The sequence below is a fragment of the Mesorhizobium sp. P2_H9 genome (assembly GCF_056403215.1).
Genome location: NZ_JBFUFX010000006.1, coordinates 327,563 through 345,710, shown reverse-complemented (window position 1 = coordinate 345,710; position 18,148 = coordinate 327,563). Strand labels below are relative to the sequence as shown.

Annotated in this window: 20 protein-coding genes, 1 other RNA gene and 1 pseudogene; 12 read left to right on the top strand and 10 right to left on the bottom strand. The window is 63.5% G+C overall.

Annotated features, from left to right (window positions below):
• The 7 genes from AC1DXN_RS14010 (at window position 1) to AC1DXN_RS13980 (ending at window position 6,337) form a co-directional block, all read left to right on the top strand.
• The gene (locus AC1DXN_RS14010) at window positions 1–1,047 is read left to right on the top strand and encodes a tetratricopeptide repeat protein (RefSeq protein WP_477421577.1); all 1,047 of its coding nucleotides are present in this window, start codon (window positions 1–3) and stop codon (window positions 1,045–1,047) included.
• Window positions 1,048–1,174: 127 nt separating this feature from the next.
• A complete protein-coding gene (gene efp / locus AC1DXN_RS14005; RefSeq protein ID WP_477246089.1) occupies window positions 1,175–1,741 on the top strand; it encodes an elongation factor P in 567 nt (188 codons plus the stop codon).
• Window positions 1,742–1,827: 86 nt separating this feature from the next.
• Window positions 1,828–2,628, top strand: a complete 801-nt coding sequence (locus AC1DXN_RS14000; protein ID WP_477246087.1) for an inositol monophosphatase family protein — start codon at window positions 1,828–1,830, stop codon at window positions 2,626–2,628.
• Between the two features lie 115 nt (window positions 2,629–2,743).
• On the top strand, window positions 2,744–3,436 hold the full coding sequence (gene trhA, locus AC1DXN_RS13995; protein WP_477246085.1) for a PAQR family membrane homeostasis protein TrhA: 693 nt from the start codon (window positions 2,744–2,746) through the stop codon (window positions 3,434–3,436).
• A gap of 164 nt (window positions 3,437–3,600) precedes the next feature.
• Entirely contained in the window at window positions 3,601–4,623 is a 1,023-nt protein-coding gene (locus AC1DXN_RS13990) for a MotA/TolQ/ExbB proton channel family protein (RefSeq protein ID WP_477246083.1), read from the top strand.
• 1 nt (window position 4,624) lies between these two features.
• Entirely contained in the window at window positions 4,625–5,653 is a 1,029-nt protein-coding gene (locus AC1DXN_RS13985; RefSeq protein WP_477246081.1) for a peptidoglycan -binding protein, read from the top strand.
• Between the two features lie 249 nt (window positions 5,654–5,902).
• Window positions 5,903–6,337, top strand: a complete 435-nt coding sequence (locus tag AC1DXN_RS13980) for a hypothetical protein (RefSeq protein ID WP_477270638.1) — start codon at window positions 5,903–5,905, stop codon at window positions 6,335–6,337.
• Between the two features lie 69 nt (window positions 6,338–6,406).
• Here AC1DXN_RS13980 and AC1DXN_RS13975 read toward each other — a convergent pair whose 3' ends face one another.
• Window positions 6,407–6,760, bottom strand: coding sequence for a DUF1304 domain-containing protein (locus AC1DXN_RS13975; protein WP_477270636.1), 354 nt, complete (start codon window positions 6,758–6,760; stop codon window positions 6,407–6,409).
• A 155-nt stretch (window positions 6,761–6,915) separates the two neighbouring features.
• On the opposite strand from AC1DXN_RS13975, the gene AC1DXN_RS13970 reads away from it, so the two are divergent.
• Entirely contained in the window at window positions 6,916–8,403 is a 1,488-nt protein-coding gene (locus AC1DXN_RS13970; RefSeq protein ID WP_477421575.1) for a carboxypeptidase M32, read from the top strand.
• A gap of 23 nt (window positions 8,404–8,426) precedes the next feature.
• Here AC1DXN_RS13970 and AC1DXN_RS13965 read toward each other — a convergent pair whose 3' ends face one another.
• Entirely contained in the window at window positions 8,427–10,229 is a 1,803-nt protein-coding gene (locus tag AC1DXN_RS13965; protein ID WP_477246073.1) for an ABC transporter transmembrane domain-containing protein, read from the bottom strand.
• Window positions 10,230–10,446: 217 nt separating this feature from the next.
• Between AC1DXN_RS13965 and rpmE the strand changes: the two genes are divergently transcribed.
• Window positions 10,447–10,668, top strand: a complete 222-nt coding sequence (gene rpmE / locus AC1DXN_RS13960; RefSeq protein WP_006327661.1) for a 50S ribosomal protein L31 — start codon at window positions 10,447–10,449, stop codon at window positions 10,666–10,668.
• Between the two features lie 84 nt (window positions 10,669–10,752).
• On the opposite strand, the gene AC1DXN_RS13955 is transcribed toward rpmE, so the two are convergent.
• Window positions 10,753–11,388 carry a TetR/AcrR family transcriptional regulator gene (locus AC1DXN_RS13955; protein WP_477270632.1) on the bottom strand — a complete coding sequence of 212 codons (636 nt, stop codon included), beginning with the start codon at window positions 11,386–11,388 and terminating at the stop codon, window positions 10,753–10,755.
• A gap of 126 nt (window positions 11,389–11,514) precedes the next feature.
• On the opposite strand from AC1DXN_RS13955, the pseudogene AC1DXN_RS13950 reads away from it, so the two are divergent.
• Window positions 11,515–12,322: pseudogene (locus AC1DXN_RS13950) on the top strand (Rossmann-fold NAD(P)-binding domain-containing protein).
• 1 nt (window position 12,323) lies between these two features.
• Window positions 12,324–12,800 carry an anthrone oxygenase family protein gene (locus AC1DXN_RS13945; protein WP_477270630.1) on the top strand — a complete coding sequence of 159 codons (477 nt, stop codon included), beginning with the start codon at window positions 12,324–12,326 and terminating at the stop codon, window positions 12,798–12,800.
• A gap of 34 nt (window positions 12,801–12,834) precedes the next feature.
• Here AC1DXN_RS13945 and AC1DXN_RS13940 read toward each other — a convergent pair whose 3' ends face one another.
• The 7 genes from AC1DXN_RS13940 to AC1DXN_RS13910 form a co-directional block, all read right to left on the bottom strand.
• On the bottom strand, window positions 12,835–13,140 hold the full coding sequence (locus AC1DXN_RS13940; protein ID WP_477270628.1) for an Rdx family protein: 306 nt from the start codon (window positions 13,138–13,140) through the stop codon (window positions 12,835–12,837).
• Window positions 13,141–13,153: 13 nt separating this feature from the next.
• Window positions 13,154–13,903, bottom strand: coding sequence for a YebC/PmpR family DNA-binding transcriptional regulator (locus AC1DXN_RS13935; protein WP_477270626.1), 750 nt, complete (start codon window positions 13,901–13,903; stop codon window positions 13,154–13,156).
• A gap of 221 nt (window positions 13,904–14,124) precedes the next feature.
• Entirely contained in the window at window positions 14,125–14,889 is a 765-nt protein-coding gene (locus AC1DXN_RS13930; protein WP_477270624.1) for a TerC family protein, read from the bottom strand.
• An 80-nt stretch (window positions 14,890–14,969) separates the two neighbouring features.
• Window positions 14,970–15,794: a TIGR00282 family metallophosphoesterase gene (locus AC1DXN_RS13925; RefSeq protein WP_477270622.1), complete on the bottom strand. Its 825-nt coding sequence runs from the start codon at window positions 15,792–15,794 to the stop codon at window positions 14,970–14,972.
• A gap of 61 nt (window positions 15,795–15,855) precedes the next feature.
• The gene (locus AC1DXN_RS13920; protein ID WP_477270620.1) at window positions 15,856–16,443 is read right to left on the bottom strand and encodes a 5-formyltetrahydrofolate cyclo-ligase; all 588 of its coding nucleotides are present in this window, start codon (window positions 16,441–16,443) and stop codon (window positions 15,856–15,858) included.
• Between the two features lie 99 nt (window positions 16,444–16,542).
• A non-coding RNA gene (ssrS, locus tag AC1DXN_RS13915) (6S RNA) lies at window positions 16,543–16,698 on the bottom strand.
• Window positions 16,699–16,723: 25 nt separating this feature from the next.
• Window positions 16,724–17,149 (bottom strand): DUF4345 domain-containing protein, encoded by a 426-nt coding sequence (locus tag AC1DXN_RS13910; RefSeq protein WP_477270618.1) that lies wholly within the window; start codon window positions 17,147–17,149, stop codon window positions 16,724–16,726.
• A 137-nt stretch (window positions 17,150–17,286) separates the two neighbouring features.
• On the opposite strand from AC1DXN_RS13910, the gene AC1DXN_RS13905 reads away from it, so the two are divergent.
• Window positions 17,287–18,126, top strand: coding sequence for an AAA family ATPase (locus AC1DXN_RS13905; RefSeq protein WP_477270616.1), 840 nt, complete (start codon window positions 17,287–17,289; stop codon window positions 18,124–18,126).
• The last annotated feature ends 22 nt before the right edge of the window (window positions 18,127–18,148 follow it).

The window sequence follows — 18,148 nt, the reverse complement described above, 5'->3', positions numbered from 1 at the left end:
ATGTCCTCGCCAATGCTTCCTCTCCAGGCCCTGATTGCGGTCTTGATGATGCAGGGCGCCGCCACCGCCGCGCAGACCATTCCGCTACCGCAGCCCAAGCCAGACATCGGCGTGCACGTCGACAAACCCATCGACAAGCCGCTGCCACAGCCCGCCACCACCGCCGAACCGGCGCCGCTGCCGTCAGCCGACGCCATCAATCCCGACCGTTTTGGCGCCAAGCCGTCGGACCCGGCCTACGGCGCCTTTCAGCGCGGGCTTTACAAGACGGCCTACAACCTCGCTTTGACCCGCGCGCAAAATGGCGATCCGGCGGCCGAGACGCTGTTGGCCGAGATCCTGTCGCGCGGGCTGGGCGTGCCGCTCAACGCGGCGGAGGCCGCCAAGTGGTATGCGCTTGCGGCGGAGCAGGGCGTGCCGGAATCGCAATTCCAGTATGCGCTGATGCTGCTCGACGGCCGCTACGTCAAGAAGGACGAGAAAGAAGCCTACGCGTTGATGCAGGCTGCCGCCGAGGCCGGCAATCGGCTGGCGCAGTTCAATTTCGCACAGTTGCTGGTCGAGCAGGACCCCGGTGATGCCGGCATCGCAAAGGCGGTCTCCTACTATGAGCGGGCCGCCGCCACTGGCCTTGCCGATGCGCAATATGCGATGGCGCAGATCTATGCCAATGGCGCCGGCGGCAGGCCGCGCGACGACGCCCAGGCCCGCCGCCTGCTGGCGCAGGCCGCACGGCAGAATTACGACACCGCGCAGATCGATCTTGCCGCCTGGATGATCGAGGGACGTGGCGGCGCGCGCGACCTGAAATCCGCCTTCGGCTGGATGAAACAGGCTGCCGAGGGCGGCAATGTCGCCGCCCAGAATCGCGTCGCAAAACTCTATATGCAAGGCATCGGCACCGATCCGGATCTCATCCTCGCCGGCGCCTGGTACATCGTTGCCCGCCGCGCCGGGCTTATCGATCCTGAGATGGACGATTTCCTGCAAGGGCTGACCGACGACCAGACCAAGCAGGCGTTGCAGAGGGCAAACCGCCTGCCCTGACGCCTACCCCCTGGGCTACCCCCGACCTACCCCCTCTAGGCGGCCTCCCTTGCCTCTTCAGGCGATTTGTGGTCTTGGAGGCCGAAATTCGCAGCGGCGAACATCTCATTCCGGATCAAAAATCATCATGGCCAAGATCAATGGCAACGAAATCCGTCCCGGCTACGTCATCGAGCACGATGGCGGCCTGTGGGTGGCGGTGAGGACCAACACCGTCAAGCCCGGCAAGGGCGGCGCCTACAACCAGGTCGAACTGAAGAACCTCATCAACGGCACCAAGCTCAACGAGCGCTTCCGCTCGGCCGAGACGGTCGAACAGATCCGGCTCGACCTGAAGGATTTTTCCTTCCTCTACGCGCAGGAAGACGCGCTGGTGTTCATGGACACCCAGAGCTACGAGCAGCTCGAATTGAACAAGGACTTCGTCGGCGATCGTGCTGCGTTCCTGCAGGACGGTATGATGGTCACGGTTCAGCTCTATGAAGACAGGCCGATCGGCATTTCGCTGCCCGACTATGTGACGCTGACCATCACCGAGGCCGACCCGGTGGTGAAGGGGCAGACGGCCGCATCCTCCTACAAGCCGGCGGTGCTGGAAAACGGCATCCGCGTGCTGGTGCCGCCCTTCATCGGTTCGGGCGAGCGCATCATCGTCGACACCAACGAAATCACCTACGTACGCCGCGCGGACTGATGCATGTCGCCCAAAAGTGGCCCCGGTTTTGGGTCACCGACATGCATCGAAACAAAGCTTAAAGCGCAGCAGCAGGAAGAACAACGATGGCACGCTCCGCACTTCTCAACGTCATGGTCCAGGCCGCCATGAAGGCCGGCCGCTCGCTGTCGCGCGACTTCGGCGAAGTGCAGAACCTGCAAGTGTCGATGAAGGGGCCGGGCGACTATGTCAGCCAGGCCGACCGCAAGGCCGAGGACATCCTGTTTGCCGAACTGTCGAAGGCGCGGCCGGGTTACGCCTTCCTGATGGAAGAACGTGGCGCCATCGAAGGCGACGACGGCCAGCACCGCTGGATCGTCGATCCGCTCGACGGCACCACCAATTTCCTGCACGGCATTCCGCAGTTTGCGATCTCGATCGCGCTGGAGCGCCAGGGCCAGATCGTCGCCGGCGTCATCTACAATCCGGCAATGGACGAGCTCTACACCGCCGAACGCGGCGGCGGCGCCTTCATGAACGATCGCCGGCTGCGCGTCGCCGGCCGCACCAAGCTGGTCGACACCGTCATCGGCTGCGGCGTGCCGCATCTCGGGCACGGCCAGCACGGCAATTTCCTCGTCGAGCTGCGCAATGTGATGGCCGAGGTTTCCGGCATCCGTCGCCTCGGCTCCGCCTCGCTCGATCTCGCCTATGTTGCCGCCGGCCGCATGGACGGGTTCTGGGAAGTTGGCCTGTCGGCCTGGGACATGGCCGCCGCCATTCTTTTGATCCGCGAGGCCGGCGGCTTTGTCTCCGACATGGATGGCGGCCAGGACATGCTGGACGCCGGCTCGGTCGTCGCCGGCAACGAGGTCATCCACCGCGCGCTGTTGAAGACGATCAAGAAGCCGGTCACGCCGCGCTGAGGACCTTGGCGCCCAAAGGATCCCGGCGCGCTGAAGCGCCGCGGTCGCAAAACCGCAACCAAAGCTTGAAATACTGTCCGGCAAGCGCCCAGATAAGGGGGATGCAGGATCATTCATGACGGACGCGCGGCCAGAATCCCAGATTGAAATCCCTTTCGTGGGTCGCTGGCACTATTCGCGCGCCGAAATGATCGCCGACGGCATCGTCCATGCAGTGGGCATCGTGCTGGCGATATCGGCCGGTTCGGCATTGCTGGCGCTGGCCGCCTTCCATGCCGGTCCCGGCGAATATGTCGCCGCCGCCTTCTACGTGATTTCGCTGCTGACCGTGCTGTCGGTGTCGCTGGCCTATAATCTGTGGCCGGTGTCGTCACCGGCAAAATGGATCCTGAGGCGCTTCGACCATGCCGCGATCTACCTGCTGATCGCCGCGACCTACACGCCTTTCCTCGCCCAGCTCGACACCTCGCCGCTGGCCGTTTCGATGATCGTCCTGGTGTGGACCGCGGCGGCCATCGGCATCGCCATAAAAGTGCTGCTTCCCGGCCGCTTCGACAGGCTGGCGATCGTCTTCTATCTCGCCATCGGCTGGAGCGGTATCGTCGTGGCCAAGCCACTCGTCGAGACACTGCCGACGACATCGATCGCGCTCATCGTTGCCGGCGGCGTCGTCTATTCCTGCGGCGTCATCTTCTTCGCCTGGAAAGGCCTGCGCTTCCACAATGCGCTGTGGCACGGCTTCGTCGTCACCGGCGCCGGCCTGCATCTGGCCGCCATGGTCGACTGCCTGGTCATCAACCGGTTCTAGGCTCTCCGGCAATATTGCCAGGCGCCATTCAATTTGGTCACAATTCCGTTTAAAGTCGCGAATTACGTGATCGGCGGCACTGGAGCAGTTCCAGGGAAAGTGTGAGCGGTTTCCCGTTCGGAATTGCGTCAAGGCAAATAAAGAGCATCGGAAACGGGGCACGGATGGCTTTTCTCAGATCCTTCGGCATGGGCAGGCGTTCTGATGTCCTGATTTACGATCCGCACAAACTGTCGAGCCCGCAGGTCTTCGTGCTGACCATGGTCATCTTCCTGGCCATCGTCGCCTTCATCGCCGCCATCCTGACCCGCCAGATCTCGACCGCCTTCGGCAGCAATCCCGGCCTGAACGGCCTGATCGTCGGCGTGCTGGCGGTCGGCATCCTGCTCGCCTTCGCCCAGGTCGGACGGCTGTTTCGCGAAGTGCGCTGGGTCAATTCCTTCCGTGCCGGCTCCGAAACCACCGAACCGGTGCTGCTGGCGCCGATGAAGGCGATGATCGGCCGCTCGTCGACCGTGGCCTTCTCGACCAGTTCGATGCGCACCATGCTTGATTCGATCGCCACCCGCCTCGACGAAACCCGCGACACCTCGCGCTACCTTGTCGGCCTGCTGGTGTTCCTCGGCCTGCTCGGCACCTTCTGGGGCCTGCTCAACACCATCGGCTCGATCCGCGAAACCATCGAGTCGCTCGATCCCGGCACAGGCGACGCCGCCGCCGTGCTCGATTCGCTGAAGCAGGGCCTGTCGGCGCCGCTGGCCGGCATGGGCACCGCCTTCTCGTCCTCGCTGTTCGGCCTCTCCGGCTCGCTGGTTCTCGGCTTCCTCGACCTGCAGGCCGGCCGCGCCCAGACCCGCTTCTACACCGAACTTGAGAACTGGTTGTCCTCGGTCACTGATCTCTCGTCCGACATCGTCGTCGCCGATCCGGCCAAGACCGAATCCTCCGACGAGATCCGCGTGCTGTCGGAAAGGCTGCGCAGCATGCAGGAGAACGGCGGCTCCAATCCGCGCGTCGCCACCGCCATGGCCAATCTCGCCGACGGCATTTCGGGTCTGGTCAAGAACATGCGCTCGGAACAGCAGATCATGCGCGACTGGGTCGAAGCCCAGTCGGACGAACAGAAGGCGATGCGCAACACGCTGGAAAAAATCGCCGACGCCCTGAAGAAGCCCGGGGTCCACTAACATGGCGCTTGCCAAGCGGCGCACCGATCGCCGCATCGACTATTGGCCGGGCTTTGTCGACGCGCTGTCGACGCTGCTTCTGGCGATCATGTTCCTGCTCACCGTTTTCGTGCTGGCGCAATTCCTGCTCGGCCGCGAGCTCTCCGGCAAGGATACGGCGCTCACCCGCCTCAACTCGCAGATCAACGAACTGACCCAGTTGCTGGCGCTGGAGCGCTCGACGACGCAGGACAAGGATGATTCGCTCGCCAATCTGCAGGCATCGCTGTCTGCGTCAGAGGCGGAAAAGAGCCGGCTCGAACAGCTGCTGGCACAAGGTGCGGGCGCCGGCGACGCCGCCAACCAGCGTGCCATACAGCTGGGCGGCGAACTCGACAGCCAGCGTCAGATCAGTCAACAGGCGCTGAGCCAGGTCGAGATCCTCAACCAGCAGATCGCAGCACTTCGCAAGCAGATTGGCGCGCTCGAAGACGCGCTCAACGTGTCGGAAACGCGCGACCGCGACTCCAACACCAAGATCGCCGATCTCGGCCGCCGCCTCAACGTCGCGTTGGCTCAGCGCGTGCAGGAGCTCAACCGCTACCGCTCCGACTTCTTCGGCCGCTTGCGCGAAATCCTCGCCGACCGCGAGAACATCCGCATCGTCGGCGACCGCTTCGTCTTCCAGTCGGAAGTGCTGTTTCCCACAGGCTCCGAAGAGATCAACGAGGCCGGCAAGGTCGAGATGAAGAAGCTTGCCGACGCCATCATCGAATTGCAAAAAGAGATCCCGCCGGAGATCAACTGGGTGCTGCGCGTCGACGGCCATACCGACAACAAGCCGCTGTCCGGCGCCGGCCGCTACCGCGACAATTGGGAATTGTCGACGGCGCGCTCGACCTCGGTGGTGAAATTCCTGATCGAGAACGGCGTGCCGGCCAACCGGCTGGTCGCCGCCGGCTTCGGCGAATTCCAGCCGCTCGATCCCGCCGACACCGAAGAGGCGCGCAACAAGAACCGCCGCATCGAATTGAAGCTCACCGAACGTTGATCCATCTTCACGCGATATCACGCGAATTTGTTTGCCGGCTCAACTCTAGGGCGCAGGCCTAGGCCGGCAAGGCCTGAAAAGATTATCTTTTTTTAATTACACTTTGCCGCAGAGCGCTCCTAGCGTTCGCCTTGGGCCGAGAACCGCCGGCGATGGCTCCCATCATCGCGACGCGACGGAACCGGACGGCCCGCGGCCGGAACGTGGGCGAGACAGTCGCCACCTTCCACAGTCAAAGGAGACGCCACGATGCGCTCTTTCACTCCCAGGACCTCGCTTAAAACCGCAACTCTGGCAGCACTTCTCATTGCTGTTCCGTTCGCCGGCGCCTACGCCGCCGGACACCACAAGGGCGCCCTTGACGAGGCCGCACCGACCGATTTCACCGGTCCGCGCGTCGCGGCGCTGATCGATCAGGTGCAAGGCGTCGACAAGGGCATCGCCGACGCAAGGCAGGCGAACACGATTACGCCGGCCGAGGCGCAAAAGCTGCACCAGCGGGCCGCCAATATCAGCCATGCCGCCGAAAAAACCGCTGCCGCCGACCATGGCAGGATACCGGCGGCGCAATACGCCCAGTTGCTGCACCGGCTCGACAATCTCGACCAGCGGCTGCTGAGCGACACCGGCAGTGGCTTCAACATGGGTGACGGTTCGGACGGCGGAAACTATCCGAACGGCTGACAGCGTCCGAGCAAGGACAAGGAAGGGACTGCCTGGCGCCTCGGGGCTGTTGCCCCGCTGGCGTCTTTTTTACCAGCCGAGCCACACCGCCAGCAGCGCCAGCGCTGCCGGCACCGTTTGGATGAACAGGATTTTCCTGCCGACAGTCGCCGCACCGTAGAGGCCGGCGATGGCGACACAGAGCAGGAAGAACACTTTGATCTGGAGCCCGGCGGCGCCGAGACAAAGCCCCCAGATCAGGCCGGCGGCGAGAAAGCCATTGTAGAGCCCCTGATTGGCGGCGAGCACTTTCGAGGCGCTGGCGAATTCCGGCGTCAGGCCGAAAGCCTTGTGGCCGCGCGGCGTGTCCCACAGCACCATCTCCAGATAGACGATGTAGACATGGATCAGGGCCACCAGCCCGACCAGAATGTTGCCGATCATCTTGTCTCCCCTCCATCGCGGTCTTTTGCCGTCCGCCAGCATTCCACGCGCGCCATCTCTTCCGCAAGGTGCATCGGCGAGAGCCGCCCTGGAGGGTTGCCAATAGCCGTGCGTTGGTATCTTTTCCCGCCGTCCAAACTCACCGGAAGCAGCCCATGTCCTTTCAGAAACTCGATGACCTCGGCCACAGGCTCGAAGCGCTGGAGCACGCGCTTGCCATCCTCGGCGCAGACGAGGCGACCCATATGGCCGTCGGCGGTGGCGAGAAGCGCGCCGAGGCGATGTCGGCCCTTGCCGGCATGCATCACCGACAGGCGACGGCGCCGGAGATCGCCGACTGGATTGCGGCGGCCGAGCAGGAAACGCTGAACGAGGAACAGCAGGCCGCGGTCAGGGAATTGCGCCGGCAATACACCAACCTGACCTGCCTGCCGGTGGAATTCGTCGAGCGGCAGACGGTCGCCCGGATGCGCTCGGAACAGCTCTGGCGCGACCTGCGCGGCAAGAACGACTGGGCCGGCTTCCTGCCGGCGCTCGAAGGCATCGTGGCGTTGGTGCGTGAGGAGGCGGCGCTGCGCGCCGACGTGCTCGGCCTCGATCCCTATGACGCGCTGATGGAGCAATATGATACCGRCAACCGCGCCGCCGACATCACGCCGGTGTTCGCCGAATTGAAGACCTTTCTGAAGGGTTTTGTCCCTGAAGCGCTGGCGGTGCAGGAAGAGCGACTGGCGAAACGCCCGCTAAAACCGCTTTCAGGCAGCTATGCCATCGACAGGCAGCGCGAACTCGGCCTCGCCATGATGGCGGCGGTCGGCTTCGACCTCACCCATGGCTCGCTGTCTGTGTCGCACCATCCGTTCTGCGGCGGCGTGCCCAGCGACGTGCGCATCACCACCCGCTACAAGACCTCCGATTTCCTGTCGGCGCTGATGGGCGTGCTGCACGAGACCGGCCATGCGCTCTACGAGCAGAACCTGCCGAAAGCATGGGCGCACTGGCCGCTCGGCAAGGCGCGCGGCATGGCGGTGCACGAAAGCCAGAGCCTGTTCGTCGAAAAGCAGCTCGGCCGCAACCCAGAATTCTGGCGCTGGGCGCTGCCGGTGATCGAACGACATCTTGGCGAGAGTTGGACGCTCGACGACATCCTGCCGCATGTGCACCGGGTCGAGCGCGGCCTGATCCGCGTCGATGCCGACGAGGTGACCTACCCGCTGCACGTCATCCTGCGCTTCGAGCTGGAACAGGAACTGGTCTCGGGACGGCTGCAGGCGGCCGACCTGCCCGAGGCCTGGGACGCCAAGATGCGCGACTATCTCGGCCTGTCGACCATCGACAATCCGGCCGACGGGCCGATGCAGGACGTGCACTGGCCTGGTGCTGCCTTCGGCTATTTCCCGTCCTACACGCTGGGCGCCATAATGGCGGCGCAGCAATGGGCGGCGCTGACGAAGGACCATCCCTCTGTCGACGACGACCTTGCCAGGGGCGATTTCGCCGCCATCAACGACTGGCGCCGCAAGAAAATCTGGTCGCAGGGCTCGCATTGGTCGACGCCGGAACTTCTCGAACGCGCCACGGGCGAAAAGCTCAATGCCGCGCATTTCACCGAGCATTTGCGCAAACGATATGGGGACGCCTAGGCAAATAGGCGAAATGCGCATGCCTACTCCGCCGCGCCCCTGAACGCGCTGGCCCCGGTTTCGAACTGCAGCTTGGCCAGCCGCGCATAGATGCCGCCCTTGGCGACGAGGCTCTGATGGGTGCCTTCCTCGACGATGCGGCCGCCATCCATGACCAGGATGCGGTCGGCCTTCAGCACTGTCGCCAGCCTGTGGGCGATGACGATGGTGGTGCGGCCCTGCATCAGCCGCTCCAGCGCCATCTGCACCAGCGTCTCGCTTTCGGCGTCGAGCGCCGAGGTCGCCTCGTCGAGCAAAAGGATCGGTGCGTCGCGCAGGATCGCGCGGGCGATCGCCACGCGCTGGCGCTGGCCGCCGGACAGCGTCACGCCGCGCTCGCCGACCTGGCTGTCATAGCCTTTCTCGAGCTTGAGGATGAATTCGTCGGCCAGCGCATCTTTCGCTGCCGCCTCGATTTCGGCCTCGCTGGCGCCCGGCCGGCCAAAGCCGATATTGTCGCGCGCGGTCGCCGCAAAGATGGTGACGTCCTGCGGCACGATGGCGATGCGCGCCCGCACCGCTGCGGGATCGGCTTCGCGCACGTCGACGCCGTCGATGACGATGCTGCCGGTTTCGGGGTCGTAGAAGCGCAGGATCAGCGAGAACACCGTGCTCTTGCCGGCCCCCGAGGGACCGACGATCGCCACCGTCTCGCCGGGCTTGACCTGGAAGCTGAGGCCATGGACGGCGGCGCGATCGGGCCGGGCCGGATAGGAGAAGGACACGTCATCGAAGCCGATCGCGCCTTTCGCCGTCGCCGGCAGCGGCTTCGGATCGGCCGGCGCCTGGATGGCCGGTTTTTCAGCGAGGATTTCGGTCAGCCGTTCGGCGGCACCGGCCGCCTGGGCAAGTTCGCCCCACACTTCCGACAGCGCGCCGAGCGCGCCGGCGGCGAACACCGAATAGAGCAGGAACTGGCCGAGCGTGCCCGGTGAGAGCGTACCGGCGAGCACATCACGCGAACCGAACCACAGCACCGCCACCACCGAGGAAAAGATCATGAAAATGGCAAAGAAGGTGAGGAAGGAGCGGGCAAAGACCGAGGCGCGCGCGGCGTCGAACGCGGCTTCCACGGCAGCCGAAAAGTGATTGGTGACCAGCTTCTCATTGGTGAAGGCCTGCAGCGTGCGCACCGCGCCGATCTGCTCGCTGGCATAGGCCGTGGCATTGGCCAGCGTGTCCTGCGCCAGCCGCGACTTGCGCCGCACCGAACGGCCGAAAGCGACCAGCGGCAGCACGATCAGCGGAATGGCGGCAATGACCAGCCCTGACAGTTTCGGGCTGGTGACGACCATCATCGCTACGGCGCCAAGGCCAAGGATGACGTTGCGCAGCGCCACCGAGGCAGTGGCACCGACAGCCGACTTTATCTGCGTTGTGTCGGCGGCGAGCCGCGACACGATCTCGCCCGACTGGGAGGTATCGAAAAAGGACGGCGACAGCGTCGTGACATGGCGGAACACATCGCTGCGGATATCGGCAACAACGCGCTCACCCAGCGTGATGACGAAATAGTAGCGGCTGGCCGACGCCGCCGCCAGCAAGGCAGCCATCACCACCAGCATGGCGAAGTACTCGGCGATGAAGTTGGAATCGGAAGCCGAAAAACCGTGATCGATCATGCGCCGCACGGCCAGCGGCAGCGCCAGTGTCGTTGCCGCCGCGACGACCAGCGAGATGACCGCGCCGATGACCATTTTCCGGTAGCGGGCGAGATAGGGAAACAGGCGCCGCAGCGGCCCGAGCGAGCGCCGACGCTCGTCTTCCCCGCCGCTGATATCCGCCATGACCGTTTCCTCTGGCCGCTTCCGGGTGGGCGATTCAATATGCGCCTGCCACGGCCTTGTGATTCAATTCCGGCTGATGTATAGGCTCGCCGACCGTTTTAGAAGCCGTGGCTCCTCAATAGCTGCGGCTTCGAGTTTTAAAAAGGGGCGCATCGACGCAGGCTTTGCGCCCGTCGGCCGCTCCGGCAAGCCACGAACAAAGCCCAGGATCAGAACAATGAAGACCGACATCCATCCCGATTACCACACCATCAAGGTCGTCATGACCGACGGCACCGAATACATGACCCGTTCGACCTGGGGCAAGGAAGGCGATACGATGAACCTCGATATCGACCCGACCACCCACCCGGCCTGGACCGGCGGCCAGCAGACCCTGCTCGACCGCGGCGGCCGCCTGTCCAAGTTCAAGAAGCGTTTCGAAGGTTTCGGCCTCTAAGCCTGCATCGGCCTTGTCGCAGATCAAAAACCCGCCCTCGAGGCGGGTTTTTTGTTACCGCGCCTAAGGTTCAGCTTTCGCTCCCTACTCAAGCAGAAGCTCCCGCAACGCCATGCGCTTGTAGGCGGCGACCAGCCTGTCGCCCTCATCTCGCTCGACCGAGATCGCCAGCCGCATGGCGGCCTCGCCCATCTGCCAGATGAGAAATGCCGTGGTTTCCAGCGCCGCCAGATCGGCGGCCGGCCGCAGCCGCTTCAGCACCGCGGTGAGGAATTCGGCGTTGGCTCGGCTGTCGGCGAGTTCGAGTTCACGCAGCGCCTTGTCGGCCTGTGTGCCCGACCAGATGTCGCGCATGACGGGCTCGGCCAGAAACAGCCCGTAATAGATATCCACCAGCTCCGAAAACGCCCGCCGCAGGCCCTCGGCGTCACTGACATCGGCCAAAACGGCCGCGATGCAGGCCTGGCTTTCGGCGGTATGGCGCTCTGCCAGCGCCCAGACGATCGCACGTTTGTCGGGAAAGAACTGGTAGAGCGAGCCGATCGAGACCCCTGCCCTTTCCGCCACTTCGCCCATGCGCATGGCGTCGCTGCCTTGTTCGGCAATTAGCGCCGAGGCGGCGGCCAGCATGCGCTCGACCCGCTCGCGGCTGCGCTGCTGGCTCGGCGCCCGGCGCGGCGAGGCGATCTGTTCGTTGGCCGGTGGGGCGGTGCCTTCCATGACTGTCTCCAACAAACGCGCTCAGCTGAATCACCGTGAAAATTGGCTTGACTCGCAAAATACGAGGGTTTATCACGTTTTGCAAATGTGAGGATTACTCATATTCTCAAAACAGAGGAACCAGAGATGACGGACACGACATCGAAACCAACTCTGATCCTCGGCGGCACCGGAAAAACCGGCCGCCGTCTTGCCGAGCGGTTGACCGCGGATGGCACGCCGGTGCGGATCGGTTCGCGCGCAGGCAGCCCACGCTTCGACTGGGAAATCCCCGCGACCTGGGGCCTGGCGCTGCAGGGCGTCGCCGCCGTCTACATCAGCTACTACCCCGACATTGCCGTGCCGGGCGCCGCCGAAGTCGTCGACGCCTTCGCCCGGCTCGCCGTGGCCAATGGTGTCACCCGGCTGGTGCTGCTGTCGGGGCGCGGCGAGACCGAAAGCCTCTGGCGCCGACTGGACGATCCTGCGCTGCGCCTGGTTCTCGCAGAATTTCAGCGAAGGTTTTCTCGTCCAGCCCTTGCTGGAAGGCGAAGTGGCCTTGCCGGTCAGCAATGTCGGCGAACCCTTCGTCGATGCCGACGACATCGCCGAAGCCGCCTTCGTCGCGCTGACCGAGCCAGGCCATGTCGGCCAGCTCTATGAGTTGACCGGGCCGCGACTCCTGAGCTTCGCCGACGCGGTCGGCGAGATCGCCAGGGCCACCGGACGCGACATCCGCTTTGTCAGGATTTCGCACGCCGAGTTCACGGCTTCGGTGGCCGCGCACGACATGCCGCCTGAGTTTGCCTGGCTGCTCAACGAGCTGTTCACCGAAGTGCTCGACGGCCGCAACGAGGCGCTCACGGACGGCGTCCAGCGCGTGCTTGGCCGTGGGCCGAAAGACTTCTCCACCTACGCAACCGAAACCGCCGCAACCGGCATCTGGAGCAACTGAGATGATCAAGCTTCTTCCCACCCTCACCATCATTGCCGCAATCGGCTCGGGCGTCGTCGGCGGCGTGTTTTTCGCCTTTTCCAATTTCATCATGGCGGCGCTTGCCCGGCTGCCCGTCCCAACGGGCATCGCCGCGATGAATTCGATCAACATCACGGTGATCACGCCGACCTTCATGACGGCGCTTTTCGGCACCGGCCTGCTCTGTGTGGTGCTGATCGCCGCCGCCATCATGGGTTGGAGCCAGTCCGGCTCGTACTGGTTGCTTGCCGGGGCGGTGATCTACCTGATCGGCAACCCGATCGTGACCATGATCTTCAACGTGCCGCTCAACGATGCGCTCGCCGCCGTCGACCCGACCAGCGCCAACGGCGCCGCCGTTTGGGCGAACCATCTGAGCCAATGGGTAATGTGGAACCACGTCCGCACCATCACCGCCATCGTGGCGATGGCCTGCTTCATCTTCGCATTGGTGTGAAAATGGCACGTCGCAAACGCAAAAGGACCTCGCCTCAGGCGGGGTCCTTTTGCGTGTGACCCTTGCGGTCGGAATGGCCTAGATCCCGATCCGGATCGATGACGTCGCGCACCAGCTGCTTAAGTTTTGCCGCGTCCGGAAAGCCGCCGTCGCGCTTGCGGTCCCAGACCAGCGTGTCGTTGCAGGAAATGGTGAAGATGCCGCCGGTGCCGGGCACCAGCGTCACTTCGCCGAGATCCGTGCCGAAGGTGGAGAGCAGCTCCTGCGCCATCCAGCCGGCCCGCAACAGCCACTGGCACTGCGTGCAATAGGTGATGCGGATGGCTGGGAGATCGCTCATGTTCGAGTTTCGATCATGCCGCGCTGAGCTTGGCCATGGTCTCGTCGTCGACCTCGAAATTGGCGTAGACGCTTTGCACGTCGTCGTCATCCTCGAGCGTGGCGACCAGCTTCATCAGCGACTGTGCCCGTTCTTCGTCGACGGCGATATTGGTCTGCGGTTTCCAGATCGGCTTGACCGACTCGGCCTCGCCGAGCGCGCCTTCCAGCGCCTTCGACACCTCGCCCAGGCTTTCAAAGGCGCAGTAGATGGTGTGGCCTTCCTCGTCCGACTGCACGTCGTCGGCCCCGGCTTCGATCGCCGCGTCCATGACCTTCTCGGCGTTGCCGGCCGAGGCTGGATAGTAAATCTCGCCGGCGCGGTCCCACATGAACGACACCGAGCCGGTTTCGCCCATCGCCCCACCCGCCTTGGTGAAGGCGGCGCGCACATTCGAGGCCGAGCGGTTGCGGTTGTCGGTCAGTGCCTCGACGATGACGGCGACGCCGCCTGGGCCATAGCCTTCATAGCGCACCGCTTCGTAATTCTCGGCATCGCCCATCGACGCCTTGTTGACGGCGCGCTGGATGTTGTCCTTCGGCATCGACACCGCCTTGGCGTTCTGGATCGCCAGGCGCAGGCGCGGGTTCATCGATGGATCGGGCGTACCGCTCTTCGCGGCGACGGTGATTTCTCGCGCCAGCTTTGAAAACATTTTCGACCGCACCGCGTCCTGGCGGCCCTTGCGGTGCATGATGTTCTTGAACTGTGAATGGCCAGCCATGGCACCCCTGTCGTCTTCTCGTCTAGAGCAGCTTGCGGCCAGGTGGATCACCCGGCGTTTTGCAAAAATGCTCAAATTCAAAATCTAGAACGCCCTGATGCGTCCGGATGGACGCAACGTCGCTCTCTGTCGGAATGGCCGGCTTATAGATAAATCGGCTCAATTCGTCCAGCCGCGCCGTATATGCGGCGCGCGTGTCCAGGATTGTCGCTTTTCCGAGGCTAGTGGCCGCCGGACTTGGACTTCTTGCGTTTGCGCGCCAGCATGTTGAGGCCTTCGACCAGCGCCGAAAAGCCCATGGCGGCGTAGATGTAACCCTTGGGCACATGATAGCCCATGCCGTCGGCAATCAGCGTCATGCCAATCATCAACAGGAAGCCCAGCGCCAGCATGACGATGGTCGGGTTCTTGGCGATGAAATTGGCCAGCGGCGCGGCCGCCAGCATCATCACGCTCACCGCCACGATCACCGCGATGTACATGATGGCGATCTCGTCGGTCATGCCGACAGCAGTGATGATCGAATCGATCGAGAAGACGAGGTCAAGCAGCAGGATCTGGAAGATCGCGCCGGCGAGCGAAAGCTGCAGCGTCTCGCCCATCATTGAATCCTGGTGATCGTCGAGATCGACCGTGTGGTGGATTTCCTTGGTTGCCTTCCAGACCAGGAACAGGCCGCCGGCGATCAGAATCAGGTCGCGCCAGGAAAGGCCGTGGCCGAAGGCGGTGAACACCGGCGTCGTCAGCTGGACAATGATCGAGATGGTGGCAAGCAGCACCAGCCGCATGACCAGCGCCGCCGAAATGCCGAGCCGCCGGGCGCGGGCCCGCTGCGCCTCCGGCAATTTGTTGGTGAGGATCGAGATGAAGATCAGATTGTCGATGCCGAGCACGATCTCCAGCACCACCAGCGTCAGCAGCGCGATCCAGGCGGTCGGATCGTTGACGAAGGCAAAATGCGGCGCCAGGAATTCGATGAGCTGCATGGAGGTCGTCCCCTCTTTAACGATCTAGAGCAGTGTCGCGGTTGGCCGGCAGTTAGGTACTGCCTGCACCCATATCAATGTCACGACCAGAAGGACGGCGCGGTTTCCTCCAGCCGTGGCCCGCGGCGAAACGGCGCGATCTTCTCGGCGAGGCCAGTGCGGTCGGAAATGTCGACGCCGACGCCGCACAATGTCGCCGGTCCGGTCGCCGCCTCGAACCGGCCTTTCGGCACTTTCGACAGGAACCGGTTGAGCGGTTCTTCCTTGTCCATGCCGAGCGAGGAATCATAGTCGCCGCACATGCCGGCGTCGGACAGATAGCCGGTGCCGCCATTGAGGATCTGGTGGTCGGCGGTCGGCTGGTGCGTGTGGGTGCCGACGACGAGGCTGGCGCGACCATCGACGAAATGCGCAAAACACATTTTCTCCGAAGTCGCTTCCGCGTGAAAATCGATGACCGCCGCATCGGCCTGTTCGCCGAGCGGGCAGGCGGCGAGTTCGCGCTCACCGGCCTGGAACGGATCGTCGAGCTCGGGATGCATGAACACCCGGCCCATGATGTTGGCGACCAGCACGCGTGCGCCATTTTTGGCGATGTAGACGCCGGAGCCGCGCCCCGGCGTGCCCTTTGGGAAATTCGACGGGCGCAAGAAGCGTTCCTCGCGCGGCGCGAAAACCAGCGCATCGCGCTGATCCCAGACATGGTTGCCGGTGGTGACGACATCGGCGCCGGCCGCGATCGTGTCGCGAAAGATGTCTTCGGTGATGCCGAAGCCGCCGGCGGCATTCTCGCCATTGACAATGACGAAATCGAGTTTGAAATCCGAGATCAGGCCGGGCAGCTGTTCCCACACTGCCGTGCGCCCCGATTTGCCGACCATATCGCCAAGAAAGAGAAGTCTCATCTAGGTCCTGAAAAGCTGCATGGACCCTTGGAAAGGATCATGCGTCTGAAAGATAATCTATCTACAATTTTGGCGAGAACCGGCGCAACCCGCTCTCGGTGAGTATTTCCGGGATGACCACGTCATGCGGCTCGTCCGGCACCAGCGCCACTTCCTGGCAATCGAAGGCGATGCCGATCAGTCGCGGCGGACGCCCTTTGTCCACCAGCTTGGCGATGGCGCGATCATAGTAGCCTGCGCCATAGCCGATGCGGTGGCCGCGCGCGTCAAAGGCAGCGAGCGGCACCAGCATCACCGCGGGATCGAGCACCTCGGCCTCTTCATGTGGCCCGACCGTGCCGAATCCCATCTCGACCATCGGCGCGCCGCGCACCAATTCGCGAAAGACGATGGTGGTCTTGTCGAGAATGGCCGGCAGGCAAAGCCTTGCTCCTTGCTCACGCAAGGCAAACATCAGCGGCCGCACGTCGACTTCCGAGCGCATCGGCCAGAAGCCGGAGACGATCTGTCCCGGTTCGACAGCGAGATGATCGCGCGCCGTCTCGGCCATTTCGAGAGCCGCCTCCACCCGCCAGAACTCATCGAGCGCATCGCGGCGGCCGAGTGCTTCCTTGCGGAGATGCTTTTTCAGGTCTTTCGGAGAGGTCATGGAGCCAAGGTAGAAAAGGTCGGATTTGGGCGGAGTGTCAGGAGCGACGTTTTCTACCGCATGATCCACCGGAATGTCAGTGGATCCAAAGCGTTTGAGTGACGATCCACACAACCGGTGGAGAGAGCGATCCCGGGAACCTACAAAGTAGGTGGGCGCCGTATGAGAAAACCCACGGGTCTTCCCAGGGACAGCTCCCTAGGGATCATTAAGGCCCCGGGGAAAATGTTCTCCTGCCGGGAAGCGCAGACCGTCGACCCTGATATAGGCCTCTTGCCGCCTATAGACCAGATGCCAAGACATTCTCGGCCGCATTATTCGCGACCCGCCCCTGCCACCAGACCAGCGCCGGCATGGCCAGCAGTTCGACGCAGAGCCCGGCGATGTGGCCCGCCGACGGCGCACCGGCCACCAGCAGCGAGAAAAGCCGCGCCAACCCGCCACTGAAGGTGCAGGCGGCAAGCAGGCGAAACCGTTCGGTCTTGGTCTCGATGCCGGGAATGCAGCTGTACCAGGCGATGCCGACGGCGAGGAAGAAACCGGAGAGGAAACGGAAATGGCTGTCGAGATCGACCGGCCAAGGTGCCGTAACATGCAGGAACTGCGGTCCCGAAACCATGCCTTCGAGGCCGACCAGCACCGGCGTCGCCGCCAGCCCCGCGACAGCGACTTGCAGCGCTGCCTTGCCGAATGTCTTTTCTTTCAACTCTGTCGTCCCTCGGTCCGAGGTTGGACCTGACAAAGCAACGGAGTTGGCGGCACGAGGTTTCACGGCAGCTTCGTCGCAGCCTTGCACAGCCAAAGCCGTCTCCTTAGGGTCCCCCGATGAACCAAGGAGCAAAAATGCGTTTCGAAGGCACGGCGGCCTATGTCGCCGACAAGGACCTGATGGTGGCGGTCAACGCGGCAATCGCGCTGGAGCGGCCCTTGCTGGTCAAGGGCGAGCCCGGCACCGGCAAGACCGAACTTGCCAGGCAAGTGGCATCCGCACTCGGCCTCGACCTGATCGAATGGCACGTCAAGTCGACGACGCGGGCGCAGCAGGGCCTCTATGAATATGATGCCGTGTCGCGGCTGCGCGACAGCCAGCTCGGCGATAACAGGTTCAACGACATCAGGAACTACATCAAGCGCGGCAAGCTTTGGGAAGCCTTCGCCGCCGGCAAGAAGGTCGTGCTTTTGATCGACGAGATCGACAAGGCCGACATCGAGTTCCCCAACGACCTTTTGCAGGAACTCGACCGGATGGAGTTCTTCGTCTACGAGACCGGCGAGACGATCCGCGCCATGGTGAGGCCGATCGTCATCATCACCTCCAACAATGAGAAGGAACTTCCGGACGCTTTTCTGCGCCGCTGCTTCTTCCACTACATCCGCTTTCCCGACGTCGAGACGCTGCACAAAATCGTCGACGTCCACTATCCAGGCATCAAGCAGAATCTGGTGCGCGCCGCGCTGACCCAGTTCTACGAAATCCGCGACGTCCCCGGCCTGAAGAAGAAGCCGTCAACCTCCGAAGCGTTGGACTGGATCCGGCTGTTGGTGGCCGACGACATCGCGCCGGAGGATCTGCGCGCCGACCCAAAAAACGCGCTGCCCAAGCTGCACGGCGCGCTGTTGAAGAACGAGCAGGACGTGCACCTGTTCGAGCGCCTGGCTTTTATGGCGAGAAGGCAGGGGTAGGACGGCAGTAATAGGGTTTTCC

Excerpts from the sequence above, each read along its gene's own strand:
- AC1DXN_RS14010 (WP_477421577.1), top strand. The coding sequence starts at position 1 with ATGTCCTCGCCAATGCTTCCTCTCCAGGCCCTGATTGCGGTCTTGATG.
- efp (WP_477246089.1), top strand. The coding sequence starts at position 1,175 with ATGGCCAAGATCAATGGCAACGAAATCCGTCCCGGCTACGTCATCGAG.
- AC1DXN_RS14000 (WP_477246087.1), top strand. The coding sequence starts at position 1,828 with ATGGCACGCTCCGCACTTCTCAACGTCATGGTCCAGGCCGCCATGAAG.
- trhA (WP_477246085.1), top strand. The coding sequence starts at position 2,744 with ATGACGGACGCGCGGCCAGAATCCCAGATTGAAATCCCTTTCGTGGGT.
- AC1DXN_RS13990 (WP_477246083.1), top strand. The coding sequence starts at position 3,601 with ATGGCTTTTCTCAGATCCTTCGGCATGGGCAGGCGTTCTGATGTCCTG.
- AC1DXN_RS13985 (WP_477246081.1), top strand. The coding sequence starts at position 4,625 with ATGGCGCTTGCCAAGCGGCGCACCGATCGCCGCATCGACTATTGGCCG.
- AC1DXN_RS13980 (WP_477270638.1), top strand. The coding sequence starts at position 5,903 with ATGCGCTCTTTCACTCCCAGGACCTCGCTTAAAACCGCAACTCTGGCA.
- AC1DXN_RS13975 (WP_477270636.1), bottom strand. The coding sequence starts at position 6,760 with ATGATCGGCAACATTCTGGTCGGGCTGGTGGCCCTGATCCATGTCTAC.
- AC1DXN_RS13965 (WP_477246073.1), bottom strand. The coding sequence starts at position 10,229 with ATGGCGGATATCAGCGGCGGGGAAGACGAGCGTCGGCGCTCGCTCGGG.
- rpmE (WP_006327661.1), top strand. The coding sequence starts at position 10,447 with ATGAAGACCGACATCCATCCCGATTACCACACCATCAAGGTCGTCATG.
- AC1DXN_RS13955 (WP_477270632.1), bottom strand. The coding sequence starts at position 11,388 with ATGGAAGGCACCGCCCCACCGGCCAACGAACAGATCGCCTCGCCGCGC.
- AC1DXN_RS13945 (WP_477270630.1), top strand. The coding sequence starts at position 12,324 with ATGATCAAGCTTCTTCCCACCCTCACCATCATTGCCGCAATCGGCTCG.
- AC1DXN_RS13940 (WP_477270628.1), bottom strand. The coding sequence starts at position 13,140 with ATGAGCGATCTCCCAGCCATCCGCATCACCTATTGCACGCAGTGCCAG.
- AC1DXN_RS13935 (WP_477270626.1), bottom strand. The coding sequence starts at position 13,903 with ATGGCTGGCCATTCACAGTTCAAGAACATCATGCACCGCAAGGGCCGC.
- AC1DXN_RS13930 (WP_477270624.1), bottom strand. The coding sequence starts at position 14,889 with ATGCAGCTCATCGAATTCCTGGCGCCGCATTTTGCCTTCGTCAACGAT.
- AC1DXN_RS13925 (WP_477270622.1), bottom strand. The coding sequence starts at position 15,794 with ATGAGACTTCTCTTTCTTGGCGATATGGTCGGCAAATCGGGGCGCACG.
- AC1DXN_RS13920 (WP_477270620.1), bottom strand. The coding sequence starts at position 16,443 with ATGACCTCTCCGAAAGACCTGAAAAAGCATCTCCGCAAGGAAGCACTC.
- AC1DXN_RS13905 (WP_477270616.1), top strand. The coding sequence starts at position 17,287 with ATGCGTTTCGAAGGCACGGCGGCCTATGTCGCCGACAAGGACCTGATG.